Source organism: Sphingorhabdus sp. SMR4y (genome assembly GCF_002218195.1).
GTDB lineage: Bacteria > Pseudomonadota > Alphaproteobacteria > Sphingomonadales > Sphingomonadaceae > Parasphingorhabdus.
The window spans coordinates 2388124-2413107 of sequence record NZ_CP022336.1 but is presented as its reverse complement, the minus strand read 5'-3'; the positions used below and the strand labels follow the sequence as shown (position 1 = coordinate 2413107).

At 57.0% G+C, this 24984-nt stretch carries 23 protein-coding genes; 12 read left to right on the top strand and 11 right to left on the bottom strand.

Translation table 11 applies throughout. The features are described 5' to 3' along the window. Positions 1 to 4: 4 nt before the first annotated feature. Positions 5 to 1660 (bottom strand): class I adenylate-forming enzyme family protein, encoded by a 1656-nt coding sequence (locus SPHFLASMR4Y_RS11620; RefSeq protein WP_089133692.1) that lies wholly within the window; start codon positions 1658 to 1660, stop codon positions 5 to 7. Positions 1661 to 1759: 99 nt separating this feature from the next. Here SPHFLASMR4Y_RS11620 and SPHFLASMR4Y_RS11615 point away from each other — a divergent pair, with 99 nt between their 5' ends. The 6 genes from SPHFLASMR4Y_RS11615 to SPHFLASMR4Y_RS11590 all read left to right on the top strand — a co-directional run bounded on the left by SPHFLASMR4Y_RS11615 (position 1760) and on the right by SPHFLASMR4Y_RS11590 (position 7583). After that, complete coding sequence (locus tag SPHFLASMR4Y_RS11615) at positions 1760 to 2731, top strand: NADPH:quinone oxidoreductase family protein (RefSeq protein ID WP_173204815.1); 972 nt, start codon at positions 1760 to 1762, stop codon at positions 2729 to 2731. A 149-nt stretch (positions 2732 to 2880) separates the two neighbouring features. After that, a complete protein-coding gene (locus SPHFLASMR4Y_RS11610) occupies positions 2881 to 3180 on the top strand; it encodes a hypothetical protein (protein ID WP_089133690.1) in 300 nt (99 codons plus the stop codon). Positions 3181 to 3232: 52 nt separating this feature from the next. Continuing rightward, positions 3233 to 4051 carry a protocatechuate 3,4-dioxygenase gene (locus SPHFLASMR4Y_RS11605; protein ID WP_089133689.1) on the top strand — a complete coding sequence of 273 codons (819 nt, stop codon included), beginning with the start codon at positions 3233 to 3235 and terminating at the stop codon, positions 4049 to 4051. A gap of 36 nt (positions 4052 to 4087) precedes the next feature. After that, complete coding sequence (locus tag SPHFLASMR4Y_RS11600) at positions 4088 to 5407, top strand: SRPBCC family protein (protein ID WP_089133688.1); 1320 nt, start codon at positions 4088 to 4090, stop codon at positions 5405 to 5407. Between the two features lie 19 nt (positions 5408 to 5426). Continuing rightward, positions 5427 to 5972, top strand: a complete 546-nt coding sequence (locus SPHFLASMR4Y_RS11595; protein WP_222102928.1) for a 3-phenylpropionate/cinnamic acid dioxygenase subunit beta — start codon at positions 5427 to 5429, stop codon at positions 5970 to 5972. 259 nt (positions 5973 to 6231) lie between these two features. Then, positions 6232 to 7583 (top strand): IS3 family transposase gene (locus SPHFLASMR4Y_RS11590; protein WP_089132006.1). Its coding sequence is split into 2 segments (ribosomal slippage): positions 6232 to 6568 and positions 6568 to 7583, totalling 1353 coding nucleotides; the frame shifts between segments, so codons are not numbered across the junction. Between the two features lie 47 nt (positions 7584 to 7630). Here the strand turns inward: SPHFLASMR4Y_RS11590 and SPHFLASMR4Y_RS17460 are convergent. Both SPHFLASMR4Y_RS17460 and SPHFLASMR4Y_RS11585 read right to left on the bottom strand, forming a co-directional pair. Beyond that, the gene (locus SPHFLASMR4Y_RS17460; protein ID WP_222102927.1) at positions 7631 to 7765 is read right to left on the bottom strand and encodes a DUF5681 domain-containing protein; all 135 of its coding nucleotides are present in this window, start codon (positions 7763 to 7765) and stop codon (positions 7631 to 7633) included. After that, positions 7762 to 9066, bottom strand: coding sequence for a site-specific DNA-methyltransferase (locus SPHFLASMR4Y_RS11585; protein WP_089133686.1), 1305 nt, complete (start codon positions 9064 to 9066; stop codon positions 7762 to 7764). Before SPHFLASMR4Y_RS11585 ends, SPHFLASMR4Y_RS17460 begins: the two co-directional genes overlap by 4 nt. 623 nt (positions 9067 to 9689) lie before the next feature. Here SPHFLASMR4Y_RS11585 and SPHFLASMR4Y_RS11580 point away from each other — a divergent pair. Continuing rightward, a complete protein-coding gene (locus SPHFLASMR4Y_RS11580; RefSeq protein WP_260806952.1) occupies positions 9690 to 10487 on the top strand; it encodes an NTP transferase domain-containing protein in 798 nt (265 codons plus the stop codon). 37 nt (positions 10488 to 10524) lie between these two features. On the opposite strand, the gene SPHFLASMR4Y_RS11575 is transcribed toward SPHFLASMR4Y_RS11580, so the two are convergent. Beyond that, entirely contained in the window at positions 10525 to 10773 is a 249-nt protein-coding gene (locus SPHFLASMR4Y_RS11575) for a hypothetical protein (RefSeq protein ID WP_089133684.1), read from the bottom strand. 310 nt (positions 10774 to 11083) lie between these two features. Between SPHFLASMR4Y_RS11575 and SPHFLASMR4Y_RS11570 the strand changes: the two genes are divergently transcribed. After that, a complete protein-coding gene (locus SPHFLASMR4Y_RS11570; RefSeq protein ID WP_186265924.1) occupies positions 11084 to 12193 on the top strand; it encodes a glycosyltransferase family 4 protein in 1110 nt (369 codons plus the stop codon). Positions 12194 to 12275: 82 nt separating this feature from the next. Here the strand turns inward: SPHFLASMR4Y_RS11570 and SPHFLASMR4Y_RS11565 are convergent, their stop codons facing one another. The 6 genes from SPHFLASMR4Y_RS11565 to SPHFLASMR4Y_RS11540 all read right to left on the bottom strand — a co-directional run bounded on the left by SPHFLASMR4Y_RS11565 (position 12276) and on the right by SPHFLASMR4Y_RS11540 (position 18029). Further along, positions 12276 to 13037, bottom strand: coding sequence for an SDR family NAD(P)-dependent oxidoreductase (locus SPHFLASMR4Y_RS11565; RefSeq protein WP_089133682.1), 762 nt, complete (start codon positions 13035 to 13037; stop codon positions 12276 to 12278). 44 nt (positions 13038 to 13081) lie between these two features. After that, positions 13082 to 13834 (bottom strand): SDR family NAD(P)-dependent oxidoreductase, encoded by a 753-nt coding sequence (locus tag SPHFLASMR4Y_RS11560; protein ID WP_089133681.1) that lies wholly within the window; start codon positions 13832 to 13834, stop codon positions 13082 to 13084. Positions 13835 to 13873: 39 nt separating this feature from the next. Continuing rightward, on the bottom strand, positions 13874 to 16366 hold the full coding sequence (locus tag SPHFLASMR4Y_RS11555; RefSeq protein ID WP_313906731.1) for a TonB-dependent receptor: 2493 nt from the start codon (positions 16364 to 16366) through the stop codon (positions 13874 to 13876). Between the two features lie 90 nt (positions 16367 to 16456). Continuing rightward, positions 16457 to 16855: a nuclear transport factor 2 family protein gene (locus tag SPHFLASMR4Y_RS11550; protein ID WP_089133679.1), complete on the bottom strand. Its 399-nt coding sequence runs from the start codon at positions 16853 to 16855 to the stop codon at positions 16457 to 16459. Next, complete coding sequence (locus SPHFLASMR4Y_RS11545) at positions 16855 to 17286, bottom strand: nuclear transport factor 2 family protein (RefSeq protein WP_089133678.1); 432 nt, start codon at positions 17284 to 17286, stop codon at positions 16855 to 16857. Before SPHFLASMR4Y_RS11545 ends, SPHFLASMR4Y_RS11550 begins: the two co-directional genes overlap by 1 nt. After that, positions 17286 to 18029: an aspartate/glutamate racemase family protein gene (locus SPHFLASMR4Y_RS11540; protein WP_089134851.1), complete on the bottom strand. Its 744-nt coding sequence runs from the start codon at positions 18027 to 18029 to the stop codon at positions 17286 to 17288. The genes SPHFLASMR4Y_RS11545 and SPHFLASMR4Y_RS11540 overlap by 1 nt, the downstream gene beginning before the upstream one ends. Before the next feature lie 134 nt (positions 18030 to 18163). Here SPHFLASMR4Y_RS11540 and SPHFLASMR4Y_RS11535 point away from each other — a divergent pair, with 134 nt between their 5' ends. After that, a complete protein-coding gene (locus SPHFLASMR4Y_RS11535) occupies positions 18164 to 18817 on the top strand; it encodes a GntR family transcriptional regulator (RefSeq protein ID WP_089133677.1) in 654 nt (217 codons plus the stop codon). A gap of 27 nt (positions 18818 to 18844) precedes the next feature. Here the strand turns inward: SPHFLASMR4Y_RS11535 and SPHFLASMR4Y_RS11530 are convergent, their stop codons facing one another. Then, positions 18845 to 20026, bottom strand: coding sequence for a CaiB/BaiF CoA transferase family protein (locus SPHFLASMR4Y_RS11530; RefSeq protein ID WP_089133676.1), 1182 nt, complete (start codon positions 20024 to 20026; stop codon positions 18845 to 18847). Positions 20027 to 20090: 64 nt separating this feature from the next. Between SPHFLASMR4Y_RS11530 and SPHFLASMR4Y_RS11525 the strand changes: the two genes are divergently transcribed. Genes SPHFLASMR4Y_RS11525 through SPHFLASMR4Y_RS11515 form a run of 3 tightly spaced genes read left to right on the top strand, consistent with a single transcriptional unit; the run spans position 20091 to position 24965 of the window. Then, a complete protein-coding gene (locus SPHFLASMR4Y_RS11525) occupies positions 20091 to 21011 on the top strand; it encodes a hydroxymethylglutaryl-CoA lyase (RefSeq protein ID WP_089133675.1) in 921 nt (306 codons plus the stop codon). A 32-nt stretch (positions 21012 to 21043) separates the two neighbouring features. Continuing rightward, a complete protein-coding gene (locus tag SPHFLASMR4Y_RS11520; protein WP_089133674.1) occupies positions 21044 to 23098 on the top strand; it encodes a hydantoinase/oxoprolinase family protein in 2055 nt (684 codons plus the stop codon). 1 nt (position 23099) lies between these two features. Next, positions 23100 to 24965, top strand: coding sequence for a hydantoinase B/oxoprolinase family protein (locus SPHFLASMR4Y_RS11515; protein WP_089133673.1), 1866 nt, complete (start codon positions 23100 to 23102; stop codon positions 24963 to 24965). Positions 24966 to 24984: the final 19 nt, after the last annotated feature.

Sequence of the window (24984 nt, the reverse complement as noted above, 5' to 3'; positions counted from 1 at the left end):
CCGATCAGCGCGGAGTGTGGCCTTCGCGTTCACGCAGGTCCAGCCGTGAAATCTTCATATTTTCATTGCGCGGAATTTCGTCGACGATCGACAGGATCGTCGGAATTTCCATCGGTGAAAGACGTCCAGTGAGAAAATCCTTGAGCTGCTCGAGATCAAGCTGCTCTCCCCGGCGCAAACTTACAATAGCTTTGGCGGTTTCACCCCGGTAATCGTCGGGTACGCCGATGACCGCCGCCTCTCGGACAGCGGGATGGGCCAGAATCGCGCTTTCAATGTCAGCAGGGTAGATATTGAAGCCGCTAGCAATAATCATGTCCTTCAGCCTGTCACTAACGGTAACCAGCCCCTCTTCATTCATCGAACCCAGATCGCCGCTGCGGAAGAAGCCGTCGACAAATGCCTGCTCCGTAGCTTCAGGACTGCGCCAATATTCCTTCATCACCTGCGGACCGCGTAGACAGATTTCGCCAACTTCGCCGGCTGCCGCCTGTTGATGGGGATCATCGGTCTTGCGGATTTCCACTTCGGTGAAGGGCAGAGGAATACCGGTGAACTGCGCAAGTTTACGCTCAGGCGGGGAATAGACGACGGCAGGGGCGGTTTCGCTCATGCCGTAAAGAGTGGTGATCCAGTGGCCGGTGGCCTGCATGAATCTTTCCTTCAGCTCTGCTGGGACCGGTCCCGCACCGCACTGAACGCATTTCATCCCTGACCAATCAATCGGTCGTTCCCGCGCCGCCTCAAGCAAAGCGATGGCCATCGTTGGGGCCATCAGAAGAATGGTGATCTTCCGTTTTTCGATCAGGTCGAGCGTCTTCATCGGATCAAAGCGCGGAAGCGAAACCAGTTCGCCCGCCAGTTGCATCGTGAAATTTTGAACCGGGCCAATCCCGCCCGCATGGGTCACCGGCGCGGCGGACAGCATTACTTCCCTGCTCGGTTCAAGATGGGGATACCAGCTAACCATTTGGGCCGAATTAACCAGCAGATTGTGATGGGTGAGGACCGCAGCCTTGGGCACACCGGTGGTGCCGCCTGTGAACTGCAGCACCGCCGGATGAGCGATAGGATCGAAAATGGCTCGCTCCGCCGTCCCGTCAGCGGCTAGCAAGTCGGGAATGGTCTGCACGGCTGAGCGGTTCTCTGTCCCTTGCAGCGCGATGGCTTCGCGCGGATCCTGTGTAAAGGAACCGACCAGCAAGGGCACGGGATGGCCGATGTGATCGCAAATCTGTTGCGCTTTGGCAAGCAGCCCGGGCTCATCGAAAGTGATGATCGCTTTCAGGCTGCTGTCGACACATTGCCCGGCCAATCGCTCCGCGCTGTATAATGGATTAAGCCCGACATAGACTGCACCGATTTGCCACATCGCGAAACAGCCGAGCGTGAACAGGGGATGGGGCGGGCCCATATAGCCAACTCTTTCCCCCGGCTTGATACCCATTTGAGAAAGCCCGGCCCCGATGCGTGACACAAGTTCGGCGACCTCACCATAAGAGAGCGTCCAATCCTCTAGCGTTAGGCAGGGCCGGTCAGCAAAATCACGGGCGGCATCATCGAGCAGCCCGACCAGCGCGCGTGGTTCGGGGAGGGAAAGGTCGCGGGCACTTTGGGGATAATGGTCCTGCCATGCGTGTCCGTCATTGCTCGCTACCATGAATAATTTCCCCTTTTTGCCGATACGACTTGTCAGTATATGGTTCTCTCCATACTGGTGCGAATGGATAATATGCAAGAGGGGAATGAATTGAAAACTATGCAGGCATGGGTCGTTAGCGAATATGGCAAGCCAGAAGATCTGGTGTTCGACCGGATTCCCGTTCCTCCATTGGAACAAGGCGGTCCGAATGCGGTCGATACGCTGGTGAAGGTGGAGGCTGCGGCGCTCAATTTCGCTGACGAAATCGCCATCGCGGGCCGCTATCAGGACCGTATTGAGCCGCCATTTGTCCCCGGTAACGAGCTTGCCGGAACAGTCGTCGAGACCAGCGCAGACTCGCGGTTTCAGCCTGGTGACAGGGTCGCTTGTCAGGTTCGCAGCGGTGCCTTCGCGGAATATTGCGCGGTTGCATCAGATCGATTGATGGCGATTGGAGACATCGATGCCCGCGCCGCCGCTGCGCTTCCGGTTTCCTATACCACGGCGCATGTTGCCTTGTTTCAAAAAGGCAATCTGACTGCGGGTCAGACGGTCCTGATCCACGCTGCGAGTGGCGGTCTCGGGGTCGCAGCGACCCAGCTTGCCCGGTCCGCCGGAGCCCGCATTATCGCCACGGCTGGGTCAGAGGAAAAGCGCCGCTTCGCAATCGAAAATGGCGCGGACCATGTCATCGATTACCGCCAGCCGGATTGGTACAAAGAGGTCAAATCATTGTCACCAAATGGCGTCGACATCGTGGTTGATCCGGTCGGCGGCGCAACTTCGGAACAGAGTCTGCGGCTGCTCGCCTGGCAGGGAAAACTGCTCATATGCGGATTCGCGAGCGGCGAGATACCAGCGCTGAAGGCGAATTACATGCTGGTAAAATCAGCCAGCGTGCACGGCGTTTACTGGAGCTTTGACCGCGATCCCGACGAAATCCGCGCGATCCAGCAAGAACTGGTCGAGCTTTGTGCCGCAGGCGGGATTCGCCCGCTGATTCGGGATGTCTATCCAATGGGTGAGTTGGTCGCGGCGATGAAGGCACTGCGATCGCGAGAAACGGTCGGTAAAGTTGTGCTGTCTTAGTAACACCGCAGAAAAGCACAGAAAAATAGGTAAGTCGGCGGCCCCAAAATTGCCAACCATACGCAAGGGTATTGACTCATTCCTGCCAATGTCTAAAAAGACACTGGGGATTATCCCCGTCGTCGCAATGCAAAAAGAAAGCGAATGGGATGAGCTACGGGGCTGTCGAGCAATTGTTTTATGACGTGAGTACTTCACGTAACCGGAAGGAAGCATTTCGCGAAGATTCCGGAGAAGTCGCGGGCAAATATGCACTCAGCGAGACCGAACGCGAGATGGTTATTTCAATGCAGGTAGAAAACCTGTTCGAATACGGAATCAATCCGATGCTCTTGATGGGCTTTTGGACCAGCGTCCGCGGACCGCAATCAATGCCCGAATATCTTGCCCGGGTTCCCAAGCTTGCATCACGGTTGGAAGCGTCGAGCGGCGGTAAGGATAGTTTGTAGTTTGCGCGACATCACGTCGCCGAGTTTTCGACACACAGGAGAGAGTTGTTAAATGGCGAATATCGTTGGCGGCTATATAATGCCGCATGACCCCTTGCTGTTCGTAAATCCGCAGAAGAAGGAGCGCGATCACCTTCTCGCGGTCTATTCCCGGATATGCGATAAGGTTCGCGCATCGGGCGCGACCAAAGCGATAATTTTCGGCGCCGACCACTATATTCTGTTCGGCCCGCGCTGCCTGCCGCAGTTCCTCATCGCTACCGGCGAGCTGCATGGTCCGATTGATCGGCTGCCAGGCGTAGCTAATGCACCGATTGCGAGCGATCCGGACTTCGCCAACTACCTGGTGAAACACGCCCACGGTAGCGGGTTCGATGTATCCGTCGCGCGCGATCTGGGCGTGGATCATGCAATCGGCGTTCCGGCCCAACTTGCCCTTCCGACCGACGGATCGGTTCAGACCGTTCCCGTTTACATGGCCAGCGGCGTCGAGCCATATGTTCGCCTTCAGCGGGCGTATGAGTTCGGGCAGATGGTGCGCGATGCGGTTGGAGGCATGCCGGGTGACGAACGCGTCGTACTGATCGGCAGTGGTGGGATCAGCCACTGGGTCGGCACAGGGGAAATGGGCCGAATCAACCCCGAGTTCGACAAGAAGGTCCTCGATGCCATCGTGTCCGGCGACCCGTCCACGCTGCTTTCGATGACCGACGAAGAGATCATGCGCGACGGGGGCAATGGGGGCATGGAAATCCGCCATTATCTAGCGGTGATGGGAGCCCTTCCGGCTGGCCGGGGAGAAGTGCTTACTTACGAAGCCTGGTCGGGCGGTGTCACTGGCCTAGGCTTTGCCGAAATCCTACCGGCCTGATGGCGGCAGGAAAACCAATTTCAATAGGAGAATAGGGTGACAAACCTATCCACAAAAACGGACGATAAAACGGAACTCGCCTCCAAGGTCAACGACTGGGTTGATGCGGAAGAAGGTTACATTGATCGCCGGATATTCTGGGACGATGCGATCTACTCGCTCGAGCTCGAGCGAGTTTTTGCACGCTGCTGGATTTTCGTTGCGCACGATTCGCAACTGCCAGAGGTCGGGGATTTCCTTACCACTACGATAGGGGAGGATGCGGTGATCGTTTCGCGCGGCGAAGACGGCAAGATTCATACTTTCCTCAATTCCTGTTCCCACCGCGGCAACCGCGTGTGTTTTGCCGAAGTTGGCAAGACCCGCCGTTTCACATGTAATTTCCACGGCTGGTCATACGGCCTCGACGGCAGTCTGAAGAGCGTCAGCCGACCAAAGTCCTACGATGGCAAGTCCAATTTCGATAAGTCTCGGCTCGGCCTCCACCAGGCTCGGGTGGAGAGCTACAAGGGCATGCATTTTGCTTGCTTCGATCCGGACGCACCCTCGCTAGAGGAATATCTGGGCGACTTTCGCTGGTATCTCGACGTCATTCTCGACAATGACGAAGGCGGCATCGAATTTATCGACGGCAACATCAAGTCCCGCCTCAAGTGCAACTGGAAGTTCCCAGCAGAAAACTTCGTAGGCGATTCCTACCACGCTCCATGGACGCACAGTTCGGCTCTCATCGCCATGTTCGGCAAACAGCCGACGATGCGGCCCGATCGTTCCTATCACGCCAACGTCAATGGCCACGGGTGGGAGTTCGGCCTGGATTTCATCGGCAACGCGGCCACGCTCAATTCGCCGCAAATCGTCGAATATCTGCGTGAACACGAGGCGAGGTTTGCCGAACGGCTGGGGAAGGTCCGCAGCAGGATGGTCGCCTCGCTCAGTTCAGCCAATGTTTTTCCGAACCTGTCCTTCCTGGCCGGGCACAATACCTTCCGCACGTGGAACCCAAAAGGTCCGAGAGAAACGGAGCTTCATACCTGGGTATTTCTGAACGCCAATGCCCCGGAGGAGCTAAAGAAAGAATATCGCCGCGGCGTAATGCTGACTTTCTCTCCAGCAGGGGTCTTCGAGATGGACGACGGTGAGAATTTCGAAAATTGCACCGCTGTCAATGCAGGTGTCGTCACGCGACGACAGAAACTCCATGCTGGAATGGGCCTCGATTCGCGTATCGAACACGAGGAACTGAAGGGCAATGTCCATCAGAGCCAGATCAACGAAGCGAACCAGCGGGCGTTCTACCAACGCTGGGCCGATCTAATGAATGCAGAAACCTGGGCCGACGTACCAGTCCGCTAAATACCAGTTTGAGGTGACCGTGAACCAAGCCGAAAAAATCGAAGCCCGCGAACATCGAGCAGTTTCCGTCGATCTTGTTATCGAAATTCAGCAATTTCTCTATCGCGAAGCCCGCCTACTCGACGGCGAGCATTTGCATGAATGGCTGGAATTGCTGGCAGACGACATCCACTATTGGATTCCAGGGATGCAAACACGCTACCGGAATGACGACGCCAAGTTAAGCCCCACAAGGATGGCCTTTTTTGACGACGATCTCGAATATCTCAAGATTCGCGTAGCCCGCGCCAAGCAGCCCTCCGCATGGGCTGAAGACCCGCCGACCCGGCACTTTCATCTTGTGAGCAATATCGAGGTCGAACCGACCGATACCCCCACCGAATGGACCGTTCATTCACTAGTTATCAACAATCGCCACCACGCGGAGGATGACGAGATGGAGCTGAAGGCCAGACGCGTCGATCTGATCAGGCGGGATACGGACGGCTCGCTGAAACTGGCCCGTCGCAAAGTGATCTTGCAGCAGACCGTTTTGCAAGCAAAGAATATTAACACATTCCTTTGATTTGCATAGCTCGCCATTCGCATGCTGTATCGTTGCCTTTGGGTACCGATCCTGAAGAGCGTTATTAAGGATCGGGGTAGCTTCTTCAGACACGGCTATTGTATGGCATGGACCGACGACTTTCGCGAACCGACTGAACACTCAATGCATGCTTGCCGCAGTAGAGTCGTGATTGTTCCCCGTCAGCACCTATGTCACCAAATTGATGTTGTGAATTAAGGAGTGTTTTGGTTTCATCGTAGTGACGAAGGAACGAAGCATGAAACCAAAACACTCCACCGCAAAAAAGCCCGCAGAGCGGGTGGTTAAAGATATCCGCCGTGCGACCCGCCGGCATTTCTCAGCAGAAGACAAGATACGGATCGTGATCGACGGCCTGCGCGGTGATGACAGCATTGCCGAGCTGTGCCGCAAGGAGGGCATAGCGCAGAGCCTGTATTACACTTGGTCGAAGGAGTTCATGGAAGCCGGCAAACGTCGGCTGGCCGGTGACACGGCCCGTGCTGCAACCAGCGATGAAGTGAAAGACCTGCGGCGGGAGTCGCGTGATCTGAAGGAATGCGTGGCCGACCTGACCCTCGAGAACCGTCTGCTCAAAAAAAGCATGATCGCGGATGGGGACGACGACGCATGAGATATCCGGCATCGGAGAAGCTTGAGATCATCAGGATCGTCGAGCAATCACATCTGTCAGCGCGCAAGACGCTGGATAAGTTGGGGATCCCGCACCGAACCTTTTACCGCTGGTATGATCGGTATCTGGAAGGGGGGCCTGAAGCGCTGGCTGACCGGCCATCGGCTCCAAGCCGGGTGTGGAACCGGATCCCTGCCGAAGTGCATGACCAGATCATCGATCTGGCGCTGGAACGTTCGGAGCTCAGTCCACGCGAACTGGCGGTGACGTTCACCGATGAACAGCGCTACTTCGTGTCAGAAGCCACGGTTTACAGGCTTCTGAAGGCCCACGACCTGATCACCAGCCCCGCCTATGTCGTGATCAAAGCTGCTGATCGATTCCACACACCGACCGTGCGGCCCAACGAGATGTGGCAGACAGATTTTACCTACTTCAAGATCATTGGCTGGGGGTGGATGTATCTATCGACGGTGCTGGACGATTACTCGCGCTACATCATCGCCTGGAAGCTTTGCAGCACCATGCGGGCCGAGGACGTCACCGACACGCTGGACATGGCTCTGGAAGCTTCAGGCTGCGACCAGGCAGCAGTTATGCACAAGCCACGGCTGCTCTCTGACAATGGCCCGAGTTACATTGCGGGTGAACTGGTAGAATATATCGAAGCACAGAAGATGAGCCATGTACGCGGCGCCCCCTTCCATCCGCAAACACAGGGCAAGATCGAACGCTGGCACCAGACTTTGAAGAACCGCATCCTGCTGGAAAACTACTTCCTGCCAGGGGACTTGGAAACGCAGATCGAGGCGTTCGTCGAACATTATAATCACCAGCGCTATCACGAAAGCCTGGGCAACGTTACGCCTGCCGATGCCTACTTCGGCAGAGCACTCGCCATCATCAAAAAACGAGAAAGGATCAAAAAACAAACCATCGAACATCGGCGCTTGCTACACCGCAAGCTTGCCGCTTAATATCAACCAACCAGATGGAACCAATGCTCCGTTAATTTACGCAGCCTTCAGTGCCAAATGTTCTGACGACGGACAGTTTTGTCGAGAATGATCTCGAACGCCGACACATTGGGCCGGCGATGCTTGCGAGGCCGCCCTTTCGGATTGCCGGATTGACCAGGCTGAAAGCGCGTACTGCTCATGCCGCCAGTTCCTCGCCATCGCGAAACACCAGTTGCGGCTCCTTGCCCGTAAGGTCGCTCCAACGCTGCATTGCAAGATCAACATAGGCTGGATCAATATCGAGCCCCCGGAAGGCGCGCCCCACTCGCTCGGCGGCAACAAGACTTGTGCCCGAGCCGAGAAAAATATCCAGCACAAGCTCGTTCTGCCTTGTGACATCGCAGTAAGCGTCCGCCACCATCGCCACTGGCTTGACCGTGGGGTGTAGCGCCAGATCCTCACGCCGGGAACCGCGCATGGAGTTGACGCTGGGATAATCCCACACATTGGTCCGGTTGCGACCATGCTTACCAAGTTCAACATTGTTGATGTGCGGTTCATCACCGACACGGTAGACAAAAACCATCTCGTGCTTCGACCTGTAGAGAGAGCCCATCCCGGCATTGCTCTTGTTCCAGACACAAATGTTGAGCAGGTCGCCGTATATATCATCGACCGAAGCGGTCACATCATCCATGTGACGCCAGTCCATGCATATAAAATGAACCGCTCCGCTGCGTGATACTTTAGCGCAAGCACCCAACGTTTCAGCAAGGAACATCCTGAACTCGGCTTCCTTCATTTCACCAGATGCCATCGCGAACTCGCGGTGACGGCCCTTGGCATTGGCGTGGCCGTTGATCTTCACGTTGTAAGGCGGATCAAGGAAAGCGCAGTCGATCAAGGCGCCATCACCAACTACATTCTGCAAGAAACCAGCATCACGCCCATCGCCGCAGGCGACCCGGTGCTCGCCGAGCTGCCATATGTCACCAGAATTCACACGCGGATTTTCAGGGACGGCAGGGATCACTTCATCGTCCGGGTCCTCACTATCAGCAAGTGCTACGTCGATCTCGCCAGGACTGAAGCCCGTCAGGCCCAGATCAATGTCTACTTCTGGCAGCGAAAGATCGGTCAGCTCCAGCTTGAGTATTTCCATGTCCCAGCCTGCATTGAGCGCTATCTTGTTATCCGCAAGGCGCAATGCCTTCTTCTGGGGTTCGCTGAGGCCCGCAAGCACGATCACCGGAACCTCGGCAAGGTTCAGTTCTCTGGCGGCCCGAAGCCGGCCATGCCCTGCAATAATATTGCCCATCGGATCAGCAAGTATGGGATTGGTGAACCCGAATGCCCGGATGGACTCTGCGATCTGAGTGACCTGCTTTTTTGAATGGGTTCGCGCATTGCGCGGATCCGGGATCAGCTTTTCGATCCGGGTATAGTTTACCTCAAGGCGGCGATCGGCAGAATCGTCTGCGAGCGATTCGTTTATGTACATAAGAAGAACATATCAGGATCATATGTTCTCATCAAGAGCTATTCCCAACAGCGACCGTTGGTGGTATTTCAACTGGACCCGGCGACCGCCAATATTCCTGTTCTAACGATTAAACCCTCTGTTGCTGGCGATTGGGGGCCCTGTTACGGGGAATTATTTCCCTGTTCCGTCGATTAACAGGAAAACGGCTTTTTGCATTGCTATGCTACTGTAAAGTCTCATAAGTTTCCCACCATATACAATCAAGATCGCCCAAATCGGCCTGTTTTGGGTCCAAAACGACCAATTTTCCCTGTTAATTCCCTGATAACAGGGAAAATCACGGTGAGACCCGTTCGCTACAGACTGCGTCGCGCACCATTCAGACATTCACCAGAGTTTCGCTCGCCCTGCGCGGACCGACCGTTTGAGCACGGCCGGCAATTCCGGGGACTTCGAAACAGGCTGTTGTTTTCCATCGGATAAATCTGATATGTAACTTTTGTAACGGCGGTGCCGAAGATATATTTGTCCTCGGTCGCGGAACAGTCTGGGGCAATTGCGTGCCAATTATGCGATTGACTATCGGCGAACGCATAAGGCAGTAGCCCGCTGGTGAGAAACAAGATGTGATGGTGGTTGAGATGCCCGTTAATGTTATCCTGCTCGCCGCGCAGCGCCCCGGAATTACCGACCCGCTGGCCATCGCCCACAATGTCTCGCACAAGTGTATTATCCCCATTGGCGGGAAACCGCTGATCGCGCACGTTCTGGAAACATTGGTGCATCATCCGGCTGTTGCGGACATCGGCATATCAATCGAACCGGAGGCCTTTTCCGCCCTGGCACCGATCATTGAAACCTTTGGCGATAACGGAAAGCAGATACGCTGTATTCCGTCAAAGCCGAGCATCACCGACAGTGTCATTGCTGCGATGGAGGACATGGGTAACACACCCACCATGATCACCACGGCGGACAATGCGCTGCTCACCGCTGTCGCCATCCAGAAAATGGCCGATGCCCTATCGTCCGATACCGACGTTGCTGTGGCCCTGACCACCAAACCGGCCGTGTTATCCACGCATCCGGAAGGGCAAAACCGTTTCTATACTTTTTCGGACAATCATTATTCCAACTGCAATCTCTATGGCCTGTCCGGAACCCATGCTTTCGCGGCGGCTGAAATTTTCAGGGGCGGCGGACAATTTGCCAAGAAAATGGGCCGGATAGTCGAAAGCTTCGGGGTGCTGAACCTGCTGCTGCTGCGTTCCGGCATGGTCAGCCTGGATGCCGCTATGCGCCGGATTTCCAAGCGCATTGGTCTTCGCATAACGGCCGTCGTGCTGGACGAAGGACGCAATGCAATTGATGTGGATAATGAGCGGACCTATCAGGTTGTTGCCCATGTACTGGAGCAGGACGCCAAAGCCGCCCATTGATTCGCGCTTTCGGCCGGGCGCAATCCGGCTCGTCGGCCTAGTAGCCATATTCGCGCAGCCATTTCAGGGCCCCGGGGTTCATGCCCTTGAACTTGGGCGCATCCGATAGCGGTGCCAGAAGCAGTGGGCTGCCATTCTCAAGCTGCCATTTGATACGATGATAGAGCTGGGAGCGGGTCAATTCGCTGCGGATGACGTAAAGATTGTCATCGATCTTGTAACCATCGCCATGAAGATCGAGCGGGGCTTCCGGGCTTTGCGGGCAATATAATAGATAGAGAGTCATGATGGACGGGTTCCTCTTCCAAACCGTGAAACGCGGGTTTAATTCGCAAGGCCGGAGCGGGTTGTACGTCTCCGGACACCGGTTCGATTGAATAACGATATTGGGACAACAGCGTTCCGGTTCAATTTCTGTGCCCCGGAGCGGTTCAGGGAGATTGTCATGCAAATATCCGGGGGGAAAAGCGGAAATCCGGCGATTTTTGTTGCGACCATTTGTCTTAACCGGCCAATGAACCCGTTCCCGCTTGAATTTGTTAACCGGCTTTGGCCGATATGGCCTATCATTCTGGCTCCAGCAGGGAACACAGATAGTGAAATCTATATTGGTCGTCGGCGCTCGCGGCATCCCGGATGTTGAGGGCGGCGCAGAGAAAAATGCAGAACGGCTATTCCCTCTGCTTGCCAGCCGGGGCTGGAAGATATGTATTGCCGGGACAAAGCCGCATATCCGAAGCGACAATTACCAGGGCGTATCCCTGTGGCGCGCTCCGTCGCCCGCGATCCCCGCATTGGACCGGCTCCTCTATTCGATTGCTACGCTGTGCAGAGCGATCCGGACCCGACCGGATATTGTCCATTTCACCGGACTGAAAGCCGCCGTTCTGCTCTGGGCCTACAAATTGATCGGCTGCAAGATTGTCGTCTGCTACGGTGCCAATTGCCACGCAAACCCTTCAGCTGTTCTAGCGAAATGGACTATGGGCTGGCTGCGCTATCAGCTTCGCTGGGCCGATGTCATCATCGCCGTCACCCCGGCATTGGCCACAAAACTCCACGGCGCCGGCAAACGAAAAAATGTCCAGGTGATCGGCAACGCCCTCGACCGGCCCGAACATTATCCCGAAGGCCTGCCCGCGCCGGTCAGCGGGGATTACATATTGTTCGTTGGCCAGATATCGCGGAAAAAGAATATCCACAGCCTGATTGCCGCCTTTCGCATCTTCGCCAAGAACCATCCGCAAATGCAGCTGGTAATCGTCGGGGACTGGGGCAAGAAAAGCGACCGCAAACAGATAGAGGATCTGCGCGATGACAGGATCCTGTTGCTCGGCAGCCTGCCGCGGTCAGAACTGGCACCGCTCTACCGCGGTGCGCGCTTCTTCGTTAACCCGTCGATTCGGGAAGGCCATTCCAATACCTTGCTCGAGGCGATCAGCCTCGGCTGTCCGCTGCTGTTGAGCGATCTGCCGGAAAACCGCGACCTCAGGCTCAACGCCAAACATTATTTCAGTCCCGGCAATACCCGCAGCCTGGTCAGTGCTCTCCACCGTGCCCATGCCAATCCCGGCGGATTTCGCGTGAACGCCGACCGGTTTCCGCAATGGGAAGAAATTGCGGACCGCACGATCGGCGTCTATCGGGACATATTGACCGACGGGCAAGCGCAGCGCACTTCGCCCGCGCAGACATCCCGGATATAGAGACTTTTCCGCAGTTCTGGACACAAGCGGGCCCAGCCTTTGGCCGCCCAATGTTCAATGCCGGATACCGCATCGACAGGCATTACATCGAAACGGTCAGACCGCCATCCACAACCAGTGTCTGGCCCGTGATGTAACTCGCTTTTTCGGAAACCAGAAACGCCGCAACATTTGCTATTTCTTCCGGCTCGCCCGAACGCCCGCTAAGCGGCACGGTCTTTTCGGCTTCGGCAAGCCCCTCCGCTCCCAGTGAATTTTCAGCTGAAAGAATTTGCGCTGTCCGGACGAAACCCGGCGCAATGCCGTTCACCCGCACCCCGGATTTTGCGAGTGCCACCGCAGCACCGCGAACCATTCCGGATATCCCGCCCTTGGCCGCGCAATAATGCCAGTGATCATCCCATCCAACGGTCACGCCAGCAATCGAAGCGATACAAACAATCGCCCCGTCTCCGGCTGCTTCCATGGCGGGAGCCACCGCACGCAGCAGACGGAACTGTCCCTTGAGATTCACATCCTGCACGGCGTCCCATTTGTCATCGCTGAGGATTGGATAGGCCGCGCGTGGCGCAATGCCGGCATTGGCCACCAATGCGGATATATGACCGAATTCCGACTCGATTCTTTGCACCAGCTTGTCGCAGGCAGCGCTGTCGGTGACATCGAGTGGAACAAATTGCGCCTCGCCACCGGTGGCCTTGATTTCCTCGACGCAGGCGTTGCCCTCTTCTGTGAGAATATCCGTTACAAAAACGTGAAAGCCGTCAGCCGCGAGCGCCTTGGCCGTAGCCGCGCCGATTCCTATTCCAGCACCCGACACCATTGCCGCCCGTCGCTGTTCCATAAGCTACCTTTCTCAATTTTAATGATGCCCTGCTTCCGGCCCGTTCAGAGGAACTGGTCACCGCCGTTGGGGCTGATACATTGACCCTGGAAATGATCGCCATCCCTCGAAGCCAGAAAAACATAGGATGGCGCGATGTCCGTAACCTTTGCCAGACGGCCCGCCGGAATCCCTGCCAGCACTGCCGCAACCACCTCGGGGTCGACTGCATCGAGAATGGGTGTGACCGTTGCCCCGGGCGCAACACAGTTGATCCGGACATTCCGGTCGCCAATTTCCAGAGCAAGCGATCGGGTAAAGGAAAGGACAGCCCCCTTGGCCGCAGTATAGGCACCCAGGCCCGGCGCACCCTTATAGGCGAGCTGCGAAACCGTGTTGATGATTCGCCCGGAATTGCGCTCGTACATGTGCGGGAGTACCGCCTTGGTCATCAGAAAGGTCGCTCGCGCGTGAACCGCCATCACCTTGTCCCAGACATCGACCGGCAGGTCCTCGACCAGATGATTGTGCGCAATCCCCGCATTGTTGACCAATATGTCCAGATCCCCGGCAAAATCGATCGCTTCATCCGCCAGTCGCTGACATTCCTCGGCCGAGGAGACATCCGCAACCAAGACAATCGTATCGGCACCGAGTTTCTTCAGATCGGCAGCAGTCGACTCTGCTGCCGGTCTGTCATTTTCCGGACAATTGATAATCAGCCTGTCACACCCCGCTTCGGCAAAGGCGGTGGCGACGGCGCGACCAATACCCGAGCTACTCCCGGTGATGAGCGCGCTTTTACCAGCCAGTCGCATATACTGCCCCTTCTGAACCCATTAAATTTGTCGGCGAAACTAGAATTTGAAACCCGCTTCTACGCCAATGACCCGATCAGAACCTGGAGCCACAAAAGAGCCTCCGAATTCCGGAGCCGGAATGACCTCCTGAAGAAATTTCTTGTTGGTAACATTCTGCGCAAAGGCGGCGAGGGACCAGTGTTCTGCGTTGATTCCTATTCTGAGGTTCAGAATGCCGAATGCATCACGCTGACTGTTGGTGAAATTCCCGATAAGGCCAAACTGGTTCGGGACATCATTGTCCTGCACCGTATGGAACCAGGTCGGACCGGTCAGACGATAGTCGGCTTTTAGCAAGATGTCCGTATCGTCGCTGACCGGTACAAGAGCTTCCGCTCCCAGATTGAGAGTATAGTCAGCGGTATAGGGCGACTTGTTGCCAACCGTATTCGGCCGCGCACTGTTGCGCTTGATCTCGCTCTCGGTGATATTGCCCGAGGCGCTCAACGTCAGCCAGCTGTTTGGCTTGACGGCCAGACTGGCTTCGATGCCATAAAGTTCGACCTTGTCGATGTTCGATACGACGCGAAGCAGTCCGAACGGCCCGACGAAGAATCCGAAAAACTGCATGTCGGTAACATCGGTATAATATCCGGCGATTTCATAATTTACGACATTGCCCGGAGTAGACCCTTTCAGACCGACCTCAAAGGCGCTGGATGTTTCCTTGTTGAAATCGTCAAAGATGGTGATCCCGGCATTGAATTGCTGGTTGAAGAAATTGTCGATAACCGCAGCAGAACCACCGTTGTTAAAGCCGCCAGACTTGAAACCGATCCCCCAGTTGGCAAACAGGTTGAGATAATCGGTTGCCCGGTAACTGATCGACAATTTGGGCTGCAGCTGTTTGAACGTCCGCGACCGGTCCCCCAGCACTCCGCTCGGATTATTGGCTGGATCCAGGCCCGGGTTCAGATAATAATTCGCTGCTGTGGTAGCCGTACCGTTCGGAAATCCTGTCAGAACATTTCCCACCCAGCGGGTACGGACATCCGTCGGAACATTATTGCTGCTGTCTCGTTTCTCGATATCATAACGCAAGGCCAGTCCGGCGGTAAGGCCGGTCTGTATCTCGTAATTGACCGATCCGAACAACGCGAACACATCGGTTTTGAAATCATCGTCGATCAGCGCTTCAGTCGGATTGCTCGGATCCGTTGTGAAACACTGCGCGATTACGCCCTGCCCCGTATCAAGCCCCAGATTGCGGCACACCCGGCGATCCAAATGCAGATAATAGACCCCCGCCTGCCAGTTCAGAAAACTGTCGCCGCCGGCCAGCCGGATTTCGGCGCTAATGTCTTCCTGATCGGTTTGCTGATATTGCGTGCCATCACAACTGGTCGGTGAATACGGTGGCAGATTGGCACCACCTCCGATCCCGAAAGGCGCTTCCACCGGAAAGCCTGCCAGCGCCGCGGATGTGGTTTGACAGGTGGCTTCGCCGTTGAAGAATGCAAAACTGCCGCTCGTACCGTCGGCGTAGAAAAAATTCTTGTTGTTATTATAGGCCACGTAGGCGCTCAGGTCGGCAAATCCCAAGTCGGTCTCCAGCTTGATCGAAGCATCCAGTGTTTCCTGCTGGTTGAGCGGATCAATATTGGGTGCAAAAACGAACTGGTGGTCATTGGCATCGATATTGAAATCGGGTCCGAGCAGATCAGCCAGAAACGGGATCTGGAAAATCGCGTTGAATGAAATTGCCCCCCCCTTGCGTTCGCCATAGCGGACCTTCGCGTCAATTTTCGTGACGTCAGAAGGTTCGAGCACAAGCCTGCCGTTGATATTCCAGCCGCTGTAATTGTTGATTGAGGCGGGATCGGTGGTGTTCCCGGGATACAGCGTCCTGTTTTCTGTCGTTGGCAAGAATGAGTTGCGCAGAAAACCGTCGCTGCGGGCAAAGTCACCATTGATGACAAAGCCGGCATTGTCCGAGATCGGTCCACTCAGCAGGGCCCGGGCGGTTATTGTCTTGTCGGTTGCATAGCCCACTCGAGCAGAACCGGTCAGATAATCTGTTGGTCCTTTCGTGGTGATGACAATCGCGCCGGCAGCGGCATTGCGGCCATATAAAGCTCCCTGCGGTCCTTTCAATATTTCAACCTGCTCAAGCTCGCCATGATCCTGGTTCAGCACCGCAACATTGGTTTTCAGCACGCCGTCAATCACCAGAGCGACATTATTCTCGCCATCTCTCGCACCGTTGAGACCGCGGATATTGACCTGATTATCGCCCGCTTCGGTGTTGCCCGCCACGATCGTCACACCTGCAGTCAACTGGGTGAAATCCTCGGCCGTCGTTGCGCCACTATTTACAAGCGCGTCTTCCGTCAGAACGGAAACTGATGCCGGCACGTCCCGCAACAGCTCGCTTTGACGCCGGGCGGTCACAACGATTTGACCTGAATCCTGATTCTCGTCTGCGCTGTCCTGTTCGGCTCCGACTTGAGCAACAGCAGGATTGAAGCTGACCAAGGCTGCGATAGCCACTGAAATTGAAAGACCTGTTTTAACCCGTCGCATTTTTCTTCCTTCCCTGAATGGAAAATTTTGCAGACCTTCTGGCCCGTCAAATGGTGATTAAACGAGAACGTTAGCCCCGCTCATGTAGACGTAGACTTCCTGAAACTTGCCGTCCCGGACTCTCCAGAAATTGGTGTTGTTGAGCAACGTGACACCGCCGTCGGCATCGGTCAGTTCGGCAACGAAAGAGGCGGCGATCCGTCCGTTGGCCTCATCGACGGTGCAAGTGAAGTCGCGGTGAACGATCGTGTCATAGGCCGCGAAGAAATCATCGAACATGCGCCGGATTTCTTCCTTGCCGCTGTGCCGGGTGAAATCCGTCTGGACACAGAAGAGAGCGCCATCATGGAAACAGTCGAGCGTGGCCTCCATATTCTTGGCGTCGACATTGCCGAAATAGGTCCGGGTTGCCAGCTGGATCAGTTGATCGCGCGAGAGAGCGGGTTCATATTGCATCAGACGTCTCCCTCTTTCAGCAGATTGTCGCCGCTCATATAGACGGTGACGTCCTGAAACAGACGGTCCTTGCAATAGAAGCGGTTGCAATTTTCATAGCGCAGCTGCTCACCGCCATTGGGCGTAATAAGCACCGTGAACTGCGAGCAGATGGCATTGGATTCCGGGTCGGCGGTATGGACGAAATTGCCGTGCCAGATCTGCTCGAAATCGGCGAAAAGCTTTTCGAACATCGCCCTGATCGCATCCCGGCCCCTGTGGGTGGTATCGGAGGTTGCCTCATACAGCACCGCATCGGGCGCGAAGCAATTCAGGACCTGGGTCATATTCTTGTTGTCGACGCCGTCAAAATAGCGCTTGGTCACGATATCGATGTAAAATGGATAAGGCAGCGGCACCTGGCCTGCCATTCCGGGTGTCCAGTCAGTCATCAATACCATCCCTTTCGAATATCTTCGTCTTTCGGCACTTCGGGAGCCGGGAAGGCCTTCTTGCTGTGGGTCAGGCCGAGTTCGATCAGCGTTTCGAGAAATTTATAGGCAACCTGCCCCGGATTGAGCACAGGGATCGGCAGCTTCTCGTCAAGATATTGGGCCGACTGATGCATGGTGGTCGACCCCAGCACGATGACATCGGCGCCGTCCTCTTCCATTGCCAGCGTCGCTTCTTCGCGCAACTTGTCGAAGATCACCTCTTCCTTGCCGGCAAGCAATTCGGTGACATCGGGCCGGGTCTCGATCGACCGCAACGAGGCGACCCGTTCCCACCAGCCATATTCGGTCAGTGTCTTTTCATAGAGCGGGAACCATTCGGGCCACATTGTCAGTACGGTAAATTTCTTGCCCAGCATCATCGCAGCGGCAAAGGCCGCCTCGCCCGGGCCGACCACCGGAATGTTCAGTCGCGAACGCAGCGCCCGCATACCGCTGTCGCTGACCGTGTCGATCAGCACCCCGGCATAGCCTTCTTCCTCGGCCTTGATCCCGGCCTGAAAGACCGTCCAATCCATCAACAGCGTATCATGATAGCTGTCGCCCAGGGCAGCGCCCCAGGGAACGGCGACAAACTCTGGCTGAAAACCGGACCGCACGAAATCGGCAGGCAATTGCTCGGCTCTGGCCGCGACCCCTTCCGCATCCATCGGGATGGGTACAATGACCTTGATCCGTTTCATAGCGATTGCGGCACATTCATAGGATAAATCCCCCTGCATCCTTTGTATTGTATACAATTATCATCCGTCAAGAGGAAACTGGCGTTGCGGGTCAGCCCTTGCCCAACGCCCGTAAATCCGCCAATAGTCGGTTCATGAGCCGTGCTTCTGATCGCGCATATAGAAAGATACGCAGCTTCATCCTGTCGGGTGAGGTGCAGCCTGGTATGCAGTTGACCGAGGAACGACTCGCCGAAATTTCCGGGGTCTCGCGGACACCAGTGCGCGATGCGGTCCAGCGTCTGGAGAATGAGATGCTGCTGGTTCGCAGCGCCTCCAAGCGATTGTCGGTGGCGGACTGGTCGGATGATGAAATCGACGAGATGTTCACGCTACGGGCAATGCTCGAATCCCACGCCGCAGAACGGGCAGCACAACGCATGGATGACGAAAGCCTGGCCCGGCTGCGTGCCATCAACGCTCGCCTGACCGAAGCGGTTAACCGCCCGGAGGCCGATATTGCCACGTTCCTGCAGGCAAACCGGCAATTCCACGACTTGATTCTGGAACGCGCCGAATCACCGCGACTGGATCGGTTGCTCCCGGCATTGGTCGAACAGCCGGTGGTCCGCCACACTGCCAACCAATATTCCCAGGACGATCTGATCCAGTCGGGTACCGATCATGACGAACTGATCGCCGCCTTCGCAGCCAAGGATCAGAAATGGGCGCGCGCCGTCATGACCAGCCATATTCGCCGCGCATTCCACAGCTTCAGCAGCGCGTCATCGCGGACCGGGGAAAGCTGAGAGGGGAAAGTTGACCGGAACCCGGCGTCAGATAATACCCCGCTCCCGCAAGTCATTCATCGTTGCGCTGTCCATACCCAGCAACTCGCCATAGACGGCTTCATTATGGGCACCCAGATCTGGCCCGACGCTATCGATATGGCCAGGGGTCTTGGACAGTTTCGGCGCGACATTCTGCATGACAAAATGTTCGTGCTGCGGGTGATCCATCTCGACCAGAGCCTCGCGTGCCTGGAAATGCGGGTCCTCCAGCATCTCCGGGGCGCGATAGACATTGCCGGCAGGAACGCCATGTTCCTCGCACATTTCCAGCAGTTTCTTGCTCTTGATTGTCCTGGTCCAATCCATGATCAGCTCGTCCAGCTCGGTCTGGTTCTCGCCACGCGCGACATGGGTTGCATAGCGCGGATCTTCGGCAAGTTCCGGCCGGCCCATCATCGCGGCCATCCGCTTCCAGACACTGTCCTGATTGCCGCCGATCAATATGCTGCCATCGCTGGTCGGATAGACATTGGAAGGTGCGATTTTCGGCAGGATCGATCCGGTTCGTTCCCGAATATGGCCTGCTACCGTATATTCCGCGACGGTCGATTCCATGTTTGCCAGCACCGCTTCGTAGATGGCCGAATCGACGACCTGCCCCTCGCCGGTCTTGTGCCTGTGCTCCAGCGCCATCAACCCGCCAAGACAGGCGTAGGTCGCGGCGAGCGAATCGCCAATCGACAGTCCGGCGCGGCTGGGCGGCCGGTCGGGCTCGCCCATGATGTAGCGCATGCCGCCCATGGCCTCACCTATGCCGCCATAGCCGGCGCGGTGCGAATAGGGTCCGGTCTGGCCATAACCCGACACGCGGATCATGATCAGACCCTTGTTGATGGCACTTAATGTGTCGTAATCCAGCCCCCATTTTTCCATGGTGCCGGCGCGAAAATTCTCGAGCAGAAAGTCGGATTTCTCGACCAGCTGCTTGACGATCGCCTGACCTTCCTTTTCCCGCAAATTCAGCGTGATCGACTTTTTGTTGCGGCCGACAACGGAGAACCAGAGAGGAATGCCCTGCCCCCAGCTGCGCATCGCGTCGCCCACTTTCGGCGGCTCGATCTTGATAACCTCTGCACCATGGTCGCCCATGAGCTGGCCACAGAACGGCCCCGCGATCAGCTGACCCATTTCGATCAGCCGTAATCCTGTCAAAGCACCTTGCGTCATTAAAAATACCTCCGCATCATCCTTTCTTCTATACAAAGCAGTTACAGGATTGTATACAATTTATATGAGCAAGGACAATCGCAAGACGATTTCTATTCTTGAAGTCGGCCCGCGTGACGGGCTGCAGAACGAATCCGAAATCATTTCGACAGCGGACAAGCTGGGCCTGATAACACGCATGCTGGACGCTGGCGTCAAGCGCATGGAGGTGGCAAGCTTTGTCCATCCGGGCCGGGTACCGCAGATGGCCGATGCGGAAGACGTGATCGCCGGCCTGCCGGACCACGACGATATATCCTATATCGGATTATGCCTGAACAAGCGCGGCGTGCTGCGGGGCCTGGCGACGCGCGAAGGCAACAAGCGCGGGATTGACGAAGCCGGCTGCGTGGTCGTGGCGAGCAACACATTTGGCGAGAAGAATCAGGGCCAGACCATCGAGCAGGGAATCAGGGAGAATCGCGAGATGATCCGATTTGCCAAGGCCGAGGGACTGAAAGCGCAGGTCACTATCTCGGCTGCCTTCGGCTGTCCCTTCGAAGGCGCGGTAAAACCGGAGACGGTTCTGCGAATCGCCGAAGAAATCGCCGCCGAAGATCCGATGGAAATTGCGCTGGCCGATACGATCGGTGTCGGCGTGCCTGCGCAGGTCACCGATCTGTTCGGCCGGCTCAAGGAGCTGTTGCCCGACCATATTAAGATGCGGGCCCATTTCCACGACACGCGCAACACCGGCATCGCCAATGCGTGGGCCGCGGTAGAGGCCGGCGTAGAGACGCTCGATTCCAGCCTCGGCGGGCTAGGGGGCTGTCCGTTCGCGCCCAATGCCACCGGCAATATCGCGACCGAAGATCTGGTGAATCTGCTCGACCGCTCCGGCGTCGGCCACGATCTCGATCTGCGCAAGGCCATAGCCACAAATCAATGGTTTGAAACTGTTCTCGGCCGGCCGCTTCCGTCTCTGGTCGCGAGAGCCGAATCCTGAATGACATATAAATAAACGAGAGAGATTGAGATATGGGATATCGATTGGGTGTCGACGTTGGCGGAACTTTCACCGACCTGTTGCTGATTGACGAGGCAACCGGCCAGACGTTCCGGGACAAGGTCCCTTCCACCCCGAGCGATCCCTCCCAGGCGGTCATCAACGGTGCCAGAGGTCTTTGCGAACGCCAGAATATCGCGCCTGCGGATATCGACCTGTTCCTCCACGGCACCACCGTGGCGACCAACGCGGTGCTGGAAAAGAAAATCGCCAAGGTCGGGCTGGTCGTTACCGACGGCTATCGCCATCTGATGCAGATTGCCCGGAGCCTCGTGCCAGGTGGTCTTGCCGCCTGGATCATCTGGCCAAAACCCGAACCCATGGCCGCGCTCGAACGCACGATCGAGGCGCCGGAGAGGATGGATGCCGAAGGCAAGACCGTTCGCGAGCTGGACGAACCGGAAATGCGCGCCCGGCTGGAACAGCTGAAAGCATCGGAAGAGATCGAGGCGCTGACCATCTGCCTGATGAACAGCTATGTCGACGGCCGGCACGAAAAGGCGGTCGCCGCCATTTGTGCCGAGGTCTTTCCCGATATCCCGATTTCCATCTCCTCCGATATCCTGCCGGAAATGCAGGAATATGAACGCGCCCTCACCACCATCGCCAATAGCGCCGTACGTCCGGCGGTGGCCCGCTATGTCGGTAATCTTGAACGGGAACTGAAGGATTGGGGCACAAAGGCAAAGCTCAATCTGCTGCGCTCCGATGGCGGATTGATGTCGGCGGAAAAAAGTGCCGAAGCACCGGTCAACCTGCTGATGTCGGGACCGGCCGGCGGTGTTGCCGGCGCCGTCTGGGTGGCGAAAAGCGCGGGCGTGAAGAATATTCTCACGCTCGACATGGGCGGCACGTCGACCGATGTGGCGCTGATCGAGAATGGTTCCGCACGATTGCAGCGGGAGACCTCGGTCGGTGACCTGAATGTCCGCGCCTCTTCCATCGACGTCAAAACCGTCGGCGCCGGTGGCGGCTCGATCGCCTTCGTACCCGAGTTGACCAAGGCGCTGCGGGTTGGTCCGGAAAGCGCTGGCGCGGTGCCCGGGCCGGTGGCTTATGGCAAGGGCGGTGAATTGCCGACAGTGACCGACGCCAATGTCGTGCTCGGCTATTTGCCCGAATCGCTGCTGGGCGGCAGCTTCACCCTCGACCGCGAAGGGGCAAAAAAATCGGTGCAGACGATTGCCGACGCGCTGGGGATCGACCTGATGGACGCCGCCGCCGGAATTATCGACATCGTGAATGAAAATATGTTTGGTGCGCTGCGCCTGGTCTCGGTCCAGCAGGGCTATGACCCGCGCGACTTCGCGCTGATGGGATTTGGTGGCGCCGGACCGTTGCACGCCAATGCGATGGGCAAGCTGATGAACAGCTGGCCGGTGATCATTCCGCCCTCGCCCGGCGTGCTTTGCGCCTATGGCGATGCAACCACCCGCCAGCGCGTCGAAACCCAGCGCAGCTTCAACAAGATGGTACAGAACACCAGCGACGAAGAACTCACCGCCTATCTCGACAGTCTCGGCGCGCAGGTCAAACAGGAACTGGAGGCCGAAGATGTCGCGCCCGGCGATATCGAATTGCTCTATGAAATCGATATCCGCTACGCCGGCCAGGCCTTCGAAATTCCGCTGGCGGTAGAACCGGAAGGTCTTTCCATTGCCAGCCTGATCGCGCGCTTCGATACCGAACACGAACGATTATTCACCTTCAATCTGGACGAGACACCGCACGAGATTGTCAATGTCCGCGCCGTGGCGCTCGGCAAATCCGCCGATGTCGCACCACCGTCCATCGGCAAGGGCGACGCTGATCCATCGGCTGCCAAGACCCGCGATCACCAGCTCTACATGGATGGCAAGATGCAGGACGCAGCGATTTATGACCGCGCCCTGCTGAAGGCCGGAAACCGCGTCCCGGGGCCTGCCATCGTCACCGAAATGGACAGCACGACATTGGTCCACAGCGGCTGCGAAGCGCTGGTCGACGACCATGGCAATCTGATCATAAACCTGGTGGAAGGAGCCTGATATGCCCGCACAGATTATCGAAACCAACAGCGCCCCCTTCAACAAGGTCGATGTCGATCCGGTCACGCTCGACATCATGGAAAATGCCTTGCGCAACGCGCGGATCGAGATGGATGCCACTCTGGTCCGCACGGCCATGTCACCGGGTATCCGCGAACAGGGCGACGCCTTTCCGCTGATCGCCGATCGCGACGGTAAGATGGTGGTCGGCCAGTTCGGCAGCTTCATCGACGGCTTCCTGCGCTCCTATCCCGGGACCATCGAGGAAGGCGACATGATCTTCCTCAGCGATCCGTACAGTTGCGACGGCGCGGTCAGCCATAATAATGACTGGCTGGTGTTGCTGCCGGTCTATCGCGGTGGGCGGCTGGTCGCCTGGACCGCCATGTTCGGTCACCAGTCCGATATCGGCGGCAAGGTCGCCGGCTCGATCCCGATCGACAGCAAGAGCGTGTTCGAGGAAGGCGTCCGTATACCGCCGGTCAAGATCTACCAGAAAGGCGTCTATAACGAGGAAATGGTGAAGGTTGTCCTGCACCAGAGCCGCAAGCCGGACTGGTGCGCCGCCGATCTCAACGCGCTGATCGCTTCCTGCCGGGTCGCAGCCCGCCGGGTCGACGAAATGTGCGCACGCTTTGGCGAGGATGAATTTGCCGGCGCCACCGATCTGCTGCTGGCACGCAACCACCGCGCCATGAAACATCTGATCGAGACCAGCATCGGCGAGGAACCGGTCAGCTTCAGCGACTATATCTGCGACGACGGCGTCGGTTTCGGCCCCTACAAGATCAGCTGCAAGATGTGGCGCGAGGGCGGCAAGGTCATCCTCGATTTCGAGGGCACCGACCCGCAAGCGCCCAGCTCGATCAACTTCTTTCTCAACGAGAATATGTTCAAGATGTTCTTCGGCATCTACATGATCATGGTCTTCGATCCGCAGATATTGTTCAACGACGGCTTCTATGATCTGGTTGACGTGCGCATTCCGGAAGGCTCGCTGCTGAAGCCGAAATATCCCGCCGCGCTTGCCGGACGCACCCATGCACTGGGCCGGATTTTCGACATTTTGGGCGGCTTGCTCGGTCAACGGCAACCCGAATTCCTCAACGGCGCGGGCTTCTCCTCCAGCCCGCATCTGATGTATTCCGGGTTCGACAAGGGCGGCGAATGGTTCCAGCTCTTCCAGATCGGCTTTGGCGGCATTCCCGGACGGCCCTTTGGCGATGGTCCGGATGGCCACTCGCTGTGGCCCGGATTCACCAATGTGCCGAACGAGTTTCTCGAGAAATATTTCCCGCTGCGAATCGAACGGTACGAGGCCAAGCCCGACAGCGGCGGCGCGGGCAGCTTCCGCGGTGGCAACGGCATTCACATGACCTACCGTTTCCTCGAACCCGGAACGGTGGCGATCCATGACGACCGCTGGTTCACTTATCCCTGGGGCGTCAACGGCGGTCAGCCCGGCGACCGGGCGACCAAGATACTGGAACGCGCGGACGGTTCAAAAGAGGTGGTCGGCAACAAGCAGGACGGCGTTGAAGTCCGCGAAGGCGATCTGCTGCACTTCATCACCTGGGGCGGTGGCGGCTGGGGCAACCCGCTGGAGCGCGATCCCGAACTGGTGGCGCTGGAAATCCGTCAGGGGCTGGTGACCGTGGAAGGCGCGCGCGACTATGGCGTTGTCATCGCCGCAGACGGCAGCGTCGATGGTCCGGCCACCGAAAGCCTGCGCGCGGAAATGGCAGCGGATGTGGTGGCGACCGACAGTCCGTTCAACTTTGGTCCCGATATCGAGACATTGCGGGCCAATTGTCTGGAAGAAACCGGACTGCCGGCACCGGTGCAGCCGGGAACTGTTGCTGCCTAGCCAGCTGCGGCTATCCAAA